Origin of the sequence: Tabrizicola flagellatus, from assembly GCF_046295235.1 — a bacterium.
Lineage (GTDB): Bacteria > Pseudomonadota > Alphaproteobacteria > Rhodobacterales > Rhodobacteraceae > Tabrizicola > Tabrizicola flagellata_A.
In genome coordinates this window covers 94,415-106,195 of record NZ_JBKBLV010000010.1, presented here as the reverse complement: position 1 = coordinate 106,195, position 11,781 = coordinate 94,415, and the positions used below count along the sequence as shown (strand labels likewise).

Below are 11,781 nucleotides of genomic sequence, written 5' to 3'. Positions count from 1 at the left end.
GAAGGGCTGCAAACGGGCCATCTGCGCATCGGTCAGCCAGAAAAGGTTGCTCATGATCCAGTCTCCCTGCGGAGGCTGAATCACGCCGCGAGCGGATGATCAATGGGTCCTGACCCTAGAAGATGGGTTGTTTGAGTTACTCCAAAGTATTGGGAACCGCCGTCTTTATGGTAGGCAGCTCGAGCGCTTTTTGAAAGCCGCGCGTAGTGTTGTTGATGCCGATGGCCAAGTCCACACTTCAGAGTATGAGTTTATCGAATATCTGCACGACTTGGCCGGCAATATTTGACGAAAGTGTCGAAATGCATGGAAGCAAATGCACGATTCCACACCGTCAGCTTTGCCCAAAGCAAATCTCACCGCGCCCTCCCTCCCGGCCCTCGGCAGCGGCCTCGGGCGTTCGACGCTGAAAACGGTCCACTGGACCGTTTTCGCCCCGGCAAGCCGGGGCCGCGTCTCACCCCCCGCATGCCGGTCGCGGTCAGCCTTGCACCCCGGCGTCCCGACGCGCCTCCCCTCCCCCTCGTGGGGAGGGGATGGGGGTGGGGGGCAACCCGGCGTCACACTTCCCCAATGTCACCCCCGAAATCATCCTTGCCGCCCGGTAAACTCCCACGACCAACCCATTGCGATCAAACAACAATCCGGAAATGTCCACCGTGGACACTTGCCTGCCCGCGCCCGACCCGCTAGGAAACCCGGGACCCCATTGGCAAAGGCCCGAAGATGCGTCTGTCCCGCTACTTCCTCCCCGTCCTCAAGGAAAACCCCGCCGAGGCGCAGATCGTCAGCCACCGCTACATGCTGCGGGCCGGCATGATCAAGCAGCAGGCCGCCGGCATCTATTCCTGGCTGCCGCTCGGCTACCGGGTCCTGCGTCGGATCGAGGAGATCGTCCACCAGGAACAGATCCGCGCCGGGCACATCCCGCTTCTCATGCCGACGATCCAGCCCGCCGACCTCTGGCGCGAGTCGGGCCGGTATGGCGACTACGGCGAGGAGATGCTGCGCATCACCGACCGCCAGAAGCGCGAGCTTCTCTACGGCCCCACGAACGAGGAGATGATCACCGACATCTTCCGGTCCCATGTGAACAGCTACAAGGACCTGCCGCTGACGCTCTACCACATCCAGTGGAAGTTCCGCGACGAGATGCGGCCGCGCTTCGGCGTGATGCGCGGGCGCGAGTTCCTGATGAAGGACGGCTACAACTTCGACGTGGACAAGGAAGCGGCGCTGCATGCCTACAACCGCCACATGGTCAGCTATCTGCGCACCTACGAACGCATGGGCCTGACCGCGATCCCGATGCGCGCGGCTTCGGGCCCGATCGGCGGCGACAACACGCATGAATTCCTGGTGCTGGCGCAGACCGGCGAGTCCGAGGTCTTCTACGACGACCGCGTGACGCAGCTGAAACTGGGCCAGCGGGACATCGACTACGACGACCGCGCCCAGGTGGCGAAAGTCTGCGAGGAGTTCACCACCCTCTACGCCCGCACCGACGAAACCCATGACGAGGCGATCTTCGCCCAGGTGCCCGAAGCCCACCGCAAGGTCGGCCGCGGCATTGAGGTCGGGCAGATCTTCTACTTCGGCACCAAGTATTCCGCCGCGATGGGGGCCGAGGTGACGACCGCCGAGGGCACCAAGGTCCCGGTCGAGATGGGCAGCCACGGGATCGGCGTCAGCCGCCTCCTGGGCGCGATCATCGAGGCAAGCCACGACGACAAGGGCATCATCTGGCCGGAAGGCGTGACGCCTTTCCCGGTCGGGATCGTGAACCTCAAGCAGGGCGACAGCGCGGCCGATGCGGCCTGCGAAGGGCTTTACAAGGCCCTCGCCGCCAAGGGGCTTGAGGCGCTGTATGACGACCGCGACGAACGGGCGGGGGCGAAGTTCGCCACGATGGACCTGATCGGCCTGCCCTGGCGGATCACCGTCGGGCCGCGGGGCCTGGCGAACGGGGTGGTGGAACTGACCTGCCGCCGCACAGGCGAATCCGAGGAGGTCTCCCCGGAGGCCGCCGTCGACCGGATCGCGCAGATCTACGCCGGGCGCTGATGGAACGGGTCGCGGCCGCGCTGTACGGCCTCGACCTTATGTTCCTTCTGTCGTTCCAGGTGCTGAACCGGGACCAGCGGCCCTTTGCCAAGCCCGTCAGCGAATACGGCCTTGGCCGCACGGCGCGGCTGTTCCGTATCTACCTGGTCGCGGGCTGCATCGCGCCACCGATCCTGGCCTGGCAGGTCCATGTCTCTGGCGAGCCGGACTTTCCGCTGGCCGTCACGGTCTACCTTGCGCTCGTCGCGCTGGGGCGGCTGGGGATCGCGATCTGGCAGAACGACCCGCACGGCACCCGCCGCACCCGGCGGGGGAACCTGCACCGGGCCGCGACGCTGCTGGCCTTCACCGCGGCCTACATGGCGGTGGTCGAGGCGACGCCGCATCTGGTGGCCCTGCACGAGGGCTGGCGGTCGGTGGGCGACGAGGTCCTGAAACTGGTCATCAGCGCGGCCTTCCTGGCCGTGGTCCTGACCACCTCGCCCGGCCTTCGCCCCTGGTTCGGGCTGGCGGAGCGGGTGTTCCTGTATGCAACGGCACTGTGGTTCCTGCTGGCCACGCTGACCCTACCGCCGCTTTAGTCGTCTCAACGCCCCGGGCCGCGAACGGCGCGCCGATGTCGCGCCGGTGGTCAGTCCATCGTCACGACCAAATTGCCGGGCTTGTGAAAGCTCTCGGCGATGGCATGGGCTTCGGCCAGCCGTTCGAAAGGCAGGACAGGTCCAAGCGCAGGCGTGTAGCCCCCGGCACGATGCAGCGCGACCAGGCGACGCATCGACGGCAGGTCGTCCTTGTTGGAACCGGTGATGATCCGGCGCCCCTCCCGGACCGGCCGCAGGCTCGCCCCCAAGAACTCGGCCAGGCTGGCGGTGATCTGCACATAGCGGCCGCCGGGGGCGAGCAGCGGCCACGCGCCCGCCCTACCAAGCCGGCCCATCACGTCGAGGATCACGTCGAATGGCCCCGGCGGCGGGGCATCGCGGTAATCGGTCACCGCCTCTGCCCCCAGATCGCGGGCCAGAGGATGGTTGACATGCGAGGCCGTCGCACTGACCTCTGCCCCTAGGTGCCGCCCGATCTGCACCGCCGCCCCGCCGACCGCGCCCGTGGCACCGCAGACCAGAAGTCGCTCTCCCGGCGCAAGCTTCGCCCGGTCGATCAGGAACTCGGCTGCGGTCAGCCCGCCGAAGAAGAAGGCCGCGCCGGTCAGGTGGTTCAGCGTCTCGGGCAGGGGCAGGATCCGGCCATCGGCGCGGATCACCAGATGGTCGCGGTGCGCTCCGCCCTTGAAGCCGGTCAGGCCGAAGACCCTCTGCCCCGGCGTGAAACCGGCGACACCGGGGCCAAGGGCCGCAACCTCGCCCGAGAAGGCCCAGCCAGGGGCGACACGCGGGCGGGTCAGGCCGATCGCAAGCCGCAGCATCGGCCCCAGCCCGCGTGGCACGCGGCCAGAGCGCAGACGGGCGTCGCCGGCCGTGACCGGGGCGGCGTGGACGCGGACCAGCACCTCTCCGGCCGCGGGGACCGGGACCGCGGCCTCGCGGATGACGATGGTTTCCGGCCCGCCATAGGCGGTGTAACTGGCGACCCTCATGCCGGCCTCCGCGACAGAGGGCGAGAAGGCCGGCGCAGGATCAGTTCGGCGATGCCGATGGTCATGGCCCAGGCACCGATGAACAGGATGTCGGCGGCGATCCCATCCGGCGCCCGTCCCGCAAGGACGTAGATCGGGAAGAACACCAGCGCGATGGCCCCCGACCCCATGCCGATCGCATAGGCACGGATGATCCAGGCGCGATGGCGCGGGATGTCACCATCCCGGATCGCCGCCATCGCGCAGGCAAGCGCGGCCAGCAGCGCCAGACCGAACAGGCCGCGCGCACCTTCGGCCAGCGGCGTCCGCACATGCGCCACCTGCGCCAGAAGCGCCAGGCCCGACAGGCCCAGAACCGCACCGGAAATCACGAAGATCCGGCCCGCCAGCCGGTGCAGCGCCCCGAAGCGGTGGCGCAACGCCCGGACAAATTGCAGCGGTCCGGTGACGCCGAAGGCCACCGCCGTCAGGACATGGGCGAACCAGGCGACCGGGGCGACGGCCAGGCGCGCGCTGTCCTCGGGATAGGTGCCGGTGGGGATCTGGACGACCTCGACCAGCGCGATCAGCACCGGGACGGCGCTGAAGACGGCAAGGCCGAAGGCAAGCGGGTTCGGCCGCTGAAACAGGCGGATCATGGCGGTCTCCTGGAAGAATCGGGTCAGTCGTCGTGGAAGGTGAAGACGTCCTCCAGCCCGACCCCGAAGGTGCGGGCGATGCGGAAGGCAAGTTCGAGCGTCGGGAAATACTTGCCGTTCTCGATGGCGAGGATGGTCTGCCGGGTGACTCCCACCCGGTCGGCAAGGTCCTTCTGCGTCATTTCCCCGGCGTCGAAGCGCAGGCGGCGGATGCGGTTCTCGATGCGGCCGGCGGGACGGGCCATCTCAGGCCCCGCGCCGGTAGAGCATCACCTTGGCCGCGTCCTTGAAGGCCTCGGACAGAAGGCACAGCGCCAGGACCGTGTTCATCGCCTTGAACGCGGTATCGCCAAGGGCGAGGCCCACGATGATTCCCAGAAGCCCGAAGGACAACAGATACCAGGCCCAGGTCAGCGCGCGGCGGTCGATGTCGCGGTCGCGCTCGTCGCGGCGGTCGTCGGGCTTTTCGCCGGTCAGGATGCCGTGCAGGACGGCGGACAGGATGGCCACCGCGATCGCGATGCCGATCGACCAGCCGATCAGCAGCAGAACCGACCGCGCCCAGAGCCTCAGCCCCTCGGGCCCGTCGAAGGCCCCGGCGGCCGTCTGGCCGGACAGCTGCCACAGGAACAGGACGATCACGATCAGGCTGGTGACCAGACCGGACAGGGCTTCGCGCTCGCCATAGGACATCGGGGCCTCCATTCTTGTCGGCTTGGTATGCCAGGGCAGACATGGAGTAAAGATTATTTTACATTGTGTCAGGCTTTCCATACCTGCCGTCACGGATTGACCCCGCCCCGCGCTCTGCCTAGCCTGCGGCGCAGACAAGCGGAGGCGGCATGGCACGGGCACTGGTCACCTGGGGCGGATGGGAGGGGCACGAGCCCGAGAAGGTCGGCCCGATGTTTGCCGACTGGCTGCGCACGGCGGGGATGGAGGTCACGCTCACCGACAGCCTCGCCTGCTTTGACGATGCCGAAGCGGTCAGGGGGTATGACCTGATCGTGCCGGTCTGGACCATGTCGAAGATCGCCAAGGAACAGGCGCTGAACGTCTGCGCCGCCGTTGCGGCGGGCACCGGGATCGCGGGTTGCCACGGCGGCATGTGCGATGCCTTCCGCGAGAATGTGGACTGGCAGTTCCTGACCGGCGCGCAATGGGTAGCGCATCCGGGGAACGACGGTGTGGAATACGGCGTCCGCATCGTCTCGGACGACCCGCTGGTGGCGGGGGTGGGCGATTTCACGGTGAAGACCGAACAGTATTACCTGCATGTCGATCCCGTGGTGAAGGTCCATGCGGTCTGCGACTTCCCGGTGGTGGACGGGCCGCATGCGGTGAACGGACCCGTCGCGATGCCGGTCGTCTTCACCAAGGGCTATGGCGCGGGGCGGGTCTATTACAACGCGCTCGGCCACCAGAAGAATGTCATCGACCATGGCCCGGCGGCCGAGCTGATGCGGCGCGGCCTGCTCTGGGCGGCGCGGCGGGGCTGACATTACGTCACATCAGGCGAAGGTGACTTGGCCTTGCGCCTTGTCCCGGTCATGCTTTGGCAACATTTGCCTGCAAGACTGGTGCCATGACCCTGCCCGCCGATCATCACCGCATGACCAAACGCGATCTGTCGCTGGCCGAACTGCTGGCCGACGGCATCGTGCATGCGCTGGCGCTTCTGGCCGGGCTGATCGCCTTTCCGCTGCTTCTCTTCCATGGGCTTCAGAACGCGGGGCCGGGCACCTTTGCGGCGCTGACGGTCTATGCGGCGGGGTTCTTCCTGATGTGGGGCTTTTCGCTGGCCTACAACATGACGCCGCCCTCGGCGCTGAAGTGGCTTCTGCGGCGGTTCGACCATTCGATGATCTACGTCATGATCGCCGGCACCTACACCGCCGTCATCCCGCATCTGGACAGCCCCGCCTGGGCCTGGACGCTGGGCGCCGTGGTCTGGACCGGGGCGGCACTGGGGATCGTCGTCAAGGTCGCCCTGCCCGGCCGCTATGACAGGCTGTCGATCCTGGCCTATGTGCTCCTGGGCTGGGTGGGGGTGATCGCCGCCGGCCCGGTGATCGCGGCGCTGCCCACCGCCTCGCTCTGGCTGCTGGTGGCGGGCGGGGTGACTTATGTGTCAGGCGTGGCCTTCTATGTCTGGGAACGGCTGCGCTTCCAGAACGCGATCTGGCACCTTTTCGTCGCCGTGGCCGCCGCGCTGCATTTCGCCGCCATCGCCGTCGCCGTCGCCTGAAGGCGGACCGTCCGTGCGGGGTTGACATCCCCCGGCCCTCGCGATGCTCTGGCCCGCGATGCGCCCCCATGACAACCGCGCCTGGTTCCTGATCGCCCCGGCCTGCCTGCTTCTGGCGCTGGTCGGAGGGCTGCCCTTGCTCGCGGTCGTCAACTACGGCTTCCACGACATCTTCACCCTGTCGGACGTGCACTGGGTGGGGGTGCAGTGGTTCGCCGACATCCTGGGATCGGACCGCTTTCTCGCCTCGCTGGGGCGGAGCCTCCTCTTCTCCGCCCTCGCGCTGGCGATCCAGGTGCCGTTGGGGATCGCGGTGGCGCTGCTGCTCATGGGCTACGGGCGGCACGCGGTCTGGGGGCTGATGCTGGTCGCGCTGCCGCTGGTCGTGCCCTGGAACATGATCCCCATGCTCTGGCTCGGGCTGGTGCAGCCCCAGACCGGGCTGATCGGGCCGGGGCTCGCTGCGCTGGGCTTCGACTGGAAGTTCACCGGCTCGCACAGCTGGGCACTGATCCTGACGATGGACACCTGGCACTGGCTGGGCCTGGTCGTGGTCCTGGCCTATGCCGGCCTTTTCGCCATCCCACCCGCCTTCCGCCAGGCCGCGGCCATCGACGGCGCCTCGCGCTGGTCGGTGTTCCGGCACATCGAACTGCCGCGGCTCGGCGGCGCGCTGGCCATCGTGTTCCTCCTGCGCTTCGTGGACAGCTTCATGATCTACACCGAGGCCTTCGCGATCAACGCCGGCGGCCCGCAGGACGCGACCCGCTTCCTGTCGATCGAGCTCGGCGAGGAAATCAAGGGCTTCTCCTATGGCCAGGCCGCCGCGCGCGCGACGCTCTACTTCCTGATCGTGCTGGCCGTGGTCTGGGCCTTCGTCGCCGCCACCCGCAGGCGCGAGGCATGATTCGCGCGCTCGCCCTTCTGGCACTCGCCGGCTTCATCCTCCTGCCCCTCGCCCAGGCGGTGATCCTGAGCCTGACCGCCACCCTGCCGACCGGGACGGTGGCCGAGGGCAGCCTGGGCCTGATGAACTATCGCAACGTGCTGGCCACGCCGGAACTCCGCGCGGCGATGGTCAATTCCTTCGTCTATGTCGTGCTGAACGTGGCGCTCTGCCTTGCCATCGCCCTGCCCGCGGCCTATGCGCTCGCCCGCTTCCGCTTCACGGGCGACCGGCATTTCCTCATGGCGATCCTCGTCTTCCGCGTCACCCCGCCGGTGGTGCTGTCGCTGCCGATCTTCATCCTGTTCAGCCGCTTCGGCCTGGTGAACTCTCCCGTCGGGATCGCGCTGGTGCATTGCCTCTTCAACCTGCCCGTCGCCATCTGGATCCTGGAAAGCTTCATCCGCGCCGTCCCGAGGGAGTTCGACGAGACCGCCTGGCTCGACGGCCATTCCGGCCCTTCCTTCTTCTTCCGCCACCTGATCCCGCAGATCGCGCCGGGCATCGGCGTCGCGGCCTTCTTCTGCTTCATCTTCTCCTGGGTCGAGGTGGTCTTCGCCCGCATCCTGACAGTCACGGGGGGCAAGCCGATCACCATGGCGATCCAGGCGATGTTCGGCTTTCAGATCGACATCGGCAAGGTGATGGCGATGACCTGCCTGTCGCTGGTGCCGGGCGTGGCGATGATCTGGTTCGTCCGCCGTCACCTCGCACGCGGCTTCACGCTGCGGGCATGACCCGGAATTCTTCGGCGAAGAATTCCGGGTCATGCCGCCTTCAGCCCGCCGCCCAGCAGGTCCTCGACGAAAATGGCTGCAAACTGCGCGCGGCCCGAGACGCCCGCCTTGGAGTAGATCCGCGTCAGCTGCGCCCGCACCGTTCCCTGAGCCGCGCCGCGCAGCTCGGCGATCTCGGCCACGTCAAGCCCCTTCAGTGCCAGAAGGCCGACATCGCGTTCGGCCGGCGTCAGCGCCCAGGCGTCGAACTGGCCCTCGATCACTTCTGACAGGGCCCCGCGCGCCACGGCCAGCGCCTGCTCCTGCGAGCGCAGAAGCTCGATCGTCCGGCGCAGCGCGAAGGTGCCGAGGATCACCCCCAGCACCAGTGCGGCGGTGACGATGGCCTCGAAGATGAAATGCGCCGAGGCCGGGGCTTCCCGCAGATCGGCGATCACGTCGCCGACGTAGAACACCGTGCCGAGCGTCTGGATCACGAGGAAGATCGAGAGCGCCACGATCTGGCGGCGCCCCGAGACCAGGATGTCCGGGCCGAAGCTCATCGCTGCCGCTTGCCGATCAGCATCGCGGCCACAAGGTTCCGCCGCTTAGCGCGGCTTTCCAGGGCCACCCCGGCGACATGCAGGGCCGCCAGGATCAGCAACAGGTTCGCTGCCACGTCGTGCACCTCCTTGGCTGCCTTTCCGAGGGATTCGTCCTCGTCGGACGCGCCTTCCCCTTCACGGATCAAAGCAGACCAGTCGCCGGATGCAACTGCCGCCTTGTCCGCGGCGACCTGCATCGGTGTCGCACCGCCGGTCATGACCAGCCCGGTGATCGTGACGACCGCCAGCGTGGCCCAGAATGCATAGGCCATCAGGGCCCCGGCCGGGTTGTGCGAGGGGTAGTGCCGCACCCGACCGGCGGCCAGCTGGCGCAGATGGCGCAGGGCCGCCAGCGGGTTCGGCGGAAAGGCCGAGAAGCGGGCCTCGACCGGGCCGAGCACCCCCCAGACCATCCGCAGGAGCAGAAGCGCCATGACGATCCAGCCGACCGTGACGTGCAACACGCTTCCGCCTTCATCGAGCAGCGCGTTCAGCAGCACGGAAGCGGCAATGCCCCAATGCGTGACGCGCACGACGGGATCCCACAGCGTGGGCGGGGTCTCGGCGGCCGTTCCGGCCAGGATCCGGGGGGAGGCCATGTCAGTCCTTTTCCTTGATCTCGGTGACCTTGCCCGACGCCGGGTCGATATAGACCTCCATCAGCTTGCCGGTGGCGGCGTCCGTGCACTGGGCTTCGACCTTGCCGCCCTCGGCCTCAAAGCTTTTCACCGGGCAGCCGGCCTTTTCCAGGGCCGCCTTGGCGGTTTCGGCATCCGTGCCGATCATGTCGCCGACGGCAGGCATAGCCAGCGCGGCAACCGGTGCGGCCAGCGGCAGGGCCGCGAAAACGATCATCGAGAGGAACCTGTTCTTCATCGTCTTGCCTTTCGGTTGGGCCTGCCCGCTTCGGCAGGCCGGACCCGGGACACCGCGTCCCGGATGCCGCTTCCTGACCCGGACGGCACGGCGCGGCCATCCCGGGGCCGCTTACCCCGTGTGTCCTAAGCGCCGGCTGACAGCGGCTTTCCGCCGGCCCTCCCCTTGCGCGCCTGCCCGCCACCGGCGATATGAGGGGACACGCCAGAAGGACCGCCCGCATGGCATTGGCCACGAAAGACCAGATCCGTTACTGGGCAATCGCCGCGGCGGTGTTCCTGGTGCTGCTCTGGCTTCTCGGCAACGTGCTTCTGCCCTTCATCGTCGGCGGGGCCATCGCCTATTTCCTCGATCCCGTCGCCGACCGGCTGGAGCGGATGGGCCTCAGCCGGGTCGCCGCAACCTCGGTCATCTCGCTTTTGGCGCTGCTGCTGGTCGTGCTCATGGTCCTGGCCGTAATCCCGACGCTGGTGAACCAGCTGAAGGCCCTGGTCAACGCCGCGCCCGACATCAGCCGCCAGTTGCAGGACTTCCTGCTGCAACGGTTCCCCGACCTGGCCGATTCCACCTCGACCATCCGGCAGACGCTGTCCGAGATCGGCCTGGCCATCCAGGCCCGGGGAGCCGAGCTGGCACAGGGCATCCTGTCCTCGGCGCTGGGGGTGATCTCGGTCGTCCTGTTCGTCGTCGTCGTGCCGGTGGTGGCCTTCTACCTGTTGCTCGACTGGGACAAGATGGTGGCCCGGATCGATTCGATGCTGCCGCTGGACCACGCCCCCACGATCCGCCGCCTCGCGCGCGAGATCGACGCGGTGCTGGCGGGCTTCGTGCGCGGCCAGGTCTCGGTCTGCATCACGCTGGGCACCTTCTACGCGATAGCCCTGATGGCGGCCGGCCTGCAATTCGGCGTCATCGTCGGCGCGATTGCCGGGGCCATCACCTTCATTCCCTATGTCGGCTCGATCGTCGGCGGGGTCCTGGCCATCGGGCTGGCGCTGTTCCAGTTCTGGGGCGACTGGTTGCAGATCGGACTGATCGCGGCGATCTTCGCCATCGGCCAGTTCGTCGAGGGCAACATCCTGACTCCGCGTCTCGTGGGAAAGTCGGTCGGCTTGCACCCGGTCTGGCTCCTGTTCGCTCTGTCGGCCTTCGGAACCATCTTCGGCTTCGTCGGCATGCTGGTCGCGGTGCCGGTCGCCGCCTCGATCGGGGTTCTGACCCGCTTTGCGATCGAGCAATACCGGGCGAGCCTGCTCTATCAGGGCCGGGCCGGGCTCGCGGCGCAAGGCCCAAGCTTCACCGTCGCGGCCGAGGCTCCGAAGCGTCGCCGCAAGCAGAAGGCGGGATCTGCCGGCGCGGATGCCGCGCGCCCCGACACCGCCGGACCGGGCCCCGGCGCGTGATCCGCCAGCTGGCCTTCGACCTGCCGGCCGCCGAGGCGATGACCCGCGATGCGTTCTTCGTCGCGCCGTCGAACGCGCTTGCCTTGCAGATCGTCGAACACTGGCAGGACTGGCCAGGCCGGAAGCTGCTGATCCTCGGCCCCGAGGGGTCGGGCAAGACCCATCTCGCCCATGTCTGGGCCGCGCTGGCCGGGGCCGAGATCCTGGCGGCCGAGGCGCTGGCCGAAACCGACCTTGCCGCCCTGTCCGGCCGCCCCGTGGTGGTCGAGGACGCAGACCGCGTCGGACCGGCCGAGACCCGCCTCTTCCACCTGCATAACCTGGCCACCTCGGGCGCGGCCCTGCTCATGACCGCGCGCAGGCCACCGCGCGACTGGGGCCTCGGCCTGCCCGACCTGCTCAGCCGGATGCAGGCCACCCAGATCGCCCGGCTGGAGGCGCCCGACGACGCGCTCTTGTCCGCCGTGCTGGTCAAGCTGTTCGCCGACCGGCAGGTCGCGGTGCCCGGCAACCTGATCCCCTACCTGGTCAGCCGGATGCCCCGGTCGATCGGCGCCGCGCGGGCGCTGGTGGCCGCGCTCGACGCCCGTGCCCTGGCCGAGGGTCGGCCGATCACCCGTGCGCTGGCCGCAGCCTTTCTGGACAGGGCCGAGCAGGAGTGAAAGACTGTCACGATAGCTTCACGAACCGC

15 protein-coding genes are annotated in these 11,781 nt (G+C 68.0%); 8 read left to right on the top strand and 7 right to left on the bottom strand.

Annotation, left to right across the window (positions count from 1 at the left end):
- Positions 1–726 precede the first annotated feature (726 nt).
- Positions 727–2,064 (top strand): proline--tRNA ligase, encoded by a 1,338-nt coding sequence (gene proS, locus ACK4IU_RS06340; protein WP_409732767.1) that lies wholly within the window; start codon positions 727–729, stop codon positions 2,062–2,064.
- The gene (locus ACK4IU_RS06335; RefSeq protein WP_409732765.1) at positions 2,064–2,645 is read left to right on the top strand and encodes a DUF998 domain-containing protein; all 582 of its coding nucleotides are present in this window, start codon (positions 2,064–2,066) and stop codon (positions 2,643–2,645) included. The genes proS and ACK4IU_RS06335 overlap by 1 nt, the downstream gene beginning before the upstream one ends.
- A 50-nt stretch (positions 2,646–2,695) precedes the next feature.
- Here the strand turns inward: ACK4IU_RS06335 and ACK4IU_RS06330 are convergent, their stop codons facing one another.
- Genes ACK4IU_RS06330 through ACK4IU_RS06315 form a run of 4 tightly spaced genes read right to left on the bottom strand, consistent with a single transcriptional unit; the run spans position 2,696 to position 4,989 of the window.
- A complete protein-coding gene (locus tag ACK4IU_RS06330; protein ID WP_409732763.1) occupies positions 2,696–3,658 on the bottom strand; it encodes an NADP-dependent oxidoreductase in 963 nt (320 codons plus the stop codon).
- Positions 3,655–4,296, bottom strand: coding sequence for a DUF2306 domain-containing protein (locus tag ACK4IU_RS06325; protein ID WP_409732761.1), 642 nt, complete (start codon positions 4,294–4,296; stop codon positions 3,655–3,657). The genes ACK4IU_RS06330 and ACK4IU_RS06325 overlap by 4 nt, the downstream gene beginning before the upstream one ends.
- Before the next feature lie 23 nt (positions 4,297–4,319).
- Positions 4,320–4,541 carry a helix-turn-helix transcriptional regulator gene (locus tag ACK4IU_RS06320; protein WP_409732759.1) on the bottom strand — a complete coding sequence of 74 codons (222 nt, stop codon included), beginning with the start codon at positions 4,539–4,541 and terminating at the stop codon, positions 4,320–4,322.
- A 1-nt stretch (position 4,542) separates the two neighbouring features.
- The gene (locus ACK4IU_RS06315; RefSeq protein WP_409732757.1) at positions 4,543–4,989 is read right to left on the bottom strand and encodes a hypothetical protein; all 447 of its coding nucleotides are present in this window, start codon (positions 4,987–4,989) and stop codon (positions 4,543–4,545) included.
- A gap of 149 nt (positions 4,990–5,138) precedes the next feature.
- Between ACK4IU_RS06315 and ACK4IU_RS06310 the strand changes: the two genes are divergently transcribed.
- The 4 genes from ACK4IU_RS06310 (at position 5,139) to ACK4IU_RS06295 (ending at position 8,227) form a co-directional block, all read left to right on the top strand.
- Positions 5,139–5,795, top strand: a complete 657-nt coding sequence (locus tag ACK4IU_RS06310) for a ThuA domain-containing protein (protein ID WP_409732756.1) — start codon at positions 5,139–5,141, stop codon at positions 5,793–5,795.
- Positions 5,796–5,881: 86 nt separating this feature from the next.
- The gene (gene trhA / locus ACK4IU_RS06305; protein ID WP_409732754.1) at positions 5,882–6,544 is read left to right on the top strand and encodes a PAQR family membrane homeostasis protein TrhA; all 663 of its coding nucleotides are present in this window, start codon (positions 5,882–5,884) and stop codon (positions 6,542–6,544) included.
- Positions 6,545–6,602: 58 nt separating this feature from the next.
- The gene (locus ACK4IU_RS06300) at positions 6,603–7,451 is read left to right on the top strand and encodes a carbohydrate ABC transporter permease (protein ID WP_409732752.1); all 849 of its coding nucleotides are present in this window, start codon (positions 6,603–6,605) and stop codon (positions 7,449–7,451) included.
- Positions 7,448–8,227 (top strand): carbohydrate ABC transporter permease, encoded by a 780-nt coding sequence (locus ACK4IU_RS06295; protein WP_409732750.1) that lies wholly within the window; start codon positions 7,448–7,450, stop codon positions 8,225–8,227. Before ACK4IU_RS06300 ends, ACK4IU_RS06295 begins: the two co-directional genes overlap by 4 nt.
- Before the next feature lie 29 nt (positions 8,228–8,256).
- Here ACK4IU_RS06295 and ACK4IU_RS06290 read toward each other — a convergent pair whose 3' ends face one another.
- The 3 genes from ACK4IU_RS06290 to ACK4IU_RS06280 are packed head-to-tail and all read right to left on the bottom strand — an operon-like array spanning position 8,257 to position 9,687.
- Positions 8,257–8,769: a helix-turn-helix transcriptional regulator gene (locus ACK4IU_RS06290; protein ID WP_409732748.1), complete on the bottom strand. Its 513-nt coding sequence runs from the start codon at positions 8,767–8,769 to the stop codon at positions 8,257–8,259.
- Positions 8,766–9,410, bottom strand: a complete 645-nt coding sequence (locus tag ACK4IU_RS06285) for a cytochrome b/b6 domain-containing protein (RefSeq protein WP_409732746.1) — start codon at positions 9,408–9,410, stop codon at positions 8,766–8,768. Before ACK4IU_RS06285 ends, ACK4IU_RS06290 begins: the two co-directional genes overlap by 4 nt.
- A gap of 1 nt (position 9,411) precedes the next feature.
- Positions 9,412–9,687, bottom strand: a complete 276-nt coding sequence (locus ACK4IU_RS06280; protein ID WP_409732744.1) for a PepSY domain-containing protein — start codon at positions 9,685–9,687, stop codon at positions 9,412–9,414.
- A gap of 221 nt (positions 9,688–9,908) precedes the next feature.
- Between ACK4IU_RS06280 and ACK4IU_RS06275 the strand changes: the two genes are divergently transcribed.
- Both ACK4IU_RS06275 and ACK4IU_RS06270 read left to right on the top strand, forming a co-directional pair.
- The gene (locus ACK4IU_RS06275) at positions 9,909–11,090 is read left to right on the top strand and encodes an AI-2E family transporter (protein WP_409732742.1); all 1,182 of its coding nucleotides are present in this window, start codon (positions 9,909–9,911) and stop codon (positions 11,088–11,090) included.
- A complete protein-coding gene (locus tag ACK4IU_RS06270) occupies positions 11,087–11,752 on the top strand; it encodes a chromosomal replication initiator DnaA (protein WP_409732740.1) in 666 nt (221 codons plus the stop codon). Before ACK4IU_RS06275 ends, ACK4IU_RS06270 begins: the two co-directional genes overlap by 4 nt.
- Positions 11,753–11,781: the final 29 nt, after the last annotated feature.

What these genes read in the sequence shown, in the direction of transcription:
- proS (WP_409732767.1), top strand. Translation starts at nt 727, where the DNA reads ATGCGTCTGTCCCGCTACTTCCTCCCCGTCCTCAAGGAAAACCCCGCC.
- ACK4IU_RS06335 (WP_409732765.1), top strand. Translation starts at nt 2,064, where the DNA reads ATGGAACGGGTCGCGGCCGCGCTGTACGGCCTCGACCTTATGTTCCTT.
- ACK4IU_RS06330 (WP_409732763.1), bottom strand. Translation starts at nt 3,658, where the DNA reads ATGAGGGTCGCCAGTTACACCGCCTATGGCGGGCCGGAAACCATCGTC.
- ACK4IU_RS06325 (WP_409732761.1), bottom strand. Translation starts at nt 4,296, where the DNA reads ATGATCCGCCTGTTTCAGCGGCCGAACCCGCTTGCCTTCGGCCTTGCC.
- ACK4IU_RS06320 (WP_409732759.1), bottom strand. Translation starts at nt 4,541, where the DNA reads ATGGCCCGTCCCGCCGGCCGCATCGAGAACCGCATCCGCCGCCTGCGC.
- ACK4IU_RS06315 (WP_409732757.1), bottom strand. Translation starts at nt 4,989, where the DNA reads ATGTCCTATGGCGAGCGCGAAGCCCTGTCCGGTCTGGTCACCAGCCTG.
- ACK4IU_RS06310 (WP_409732756.1), top strand. Translation starts at nt 5,139, where the DNA reads ATGGCACGGGCACTGGTCACCTGGGGCGGATGGGAGGGGCACGAGCCC.
- trhA (WP_409732754.1), top strand. Translation starts at nt 5,882, where the DNA reads ATGACCCTGCCCGCCGATCATCACCGCATGACCAAACGCGATCTGTCG.
- ACK4IU_RS06300 (WP_409732752.1), top strand. Translation starts at nt 6,603, where the DNA reads ATGCGCCCCCATGACAACCGCGCCTGGTTCCTGATCGCCCCGGCCTGC.
- ACK4IU_RS06295 (WP_409732750.1), top strand. Translation starts at nt 7,448, where the DNA reads ATGATTCGCGCGCTCGCCCTTCTGGCACTCGCCGGCTTCATCCTCCTG.
- ACK4IU_RS06290 (WP_409732748.1), bottom strand. Translation starts at nt 8,769, where the DNA reads ATGAGCTTCGGCCCGGACATCCTGGTCTCGGGGCGCCGCCAGATCGTG.
- ACK4IU_RS06285 (WP_409732746.1), bottom strand. Translation starts at nt 9,410, where the DNA reads ATGGCCTCCCCCCGGATCCTGGCCGGAACGGCCGCCGAGACCCCGCCC.
- ACK4IU_RS06280 (WP_409732744.1), bottom strand. Translation starts at nt 9,687, where the DNA reads ATGAAGAACAGGTTCCTCTCGATGATCGTTTTCGCGGCCCTGCCGCTG.
- ACK4IU_RS06275 (WP_409732742.1), top strand. Translation starts at nt 9,909, where the DNA reads ATGGCATTGGCCACGAAAGACCAGATCCGTTACTGGGCAATCGCCGCG.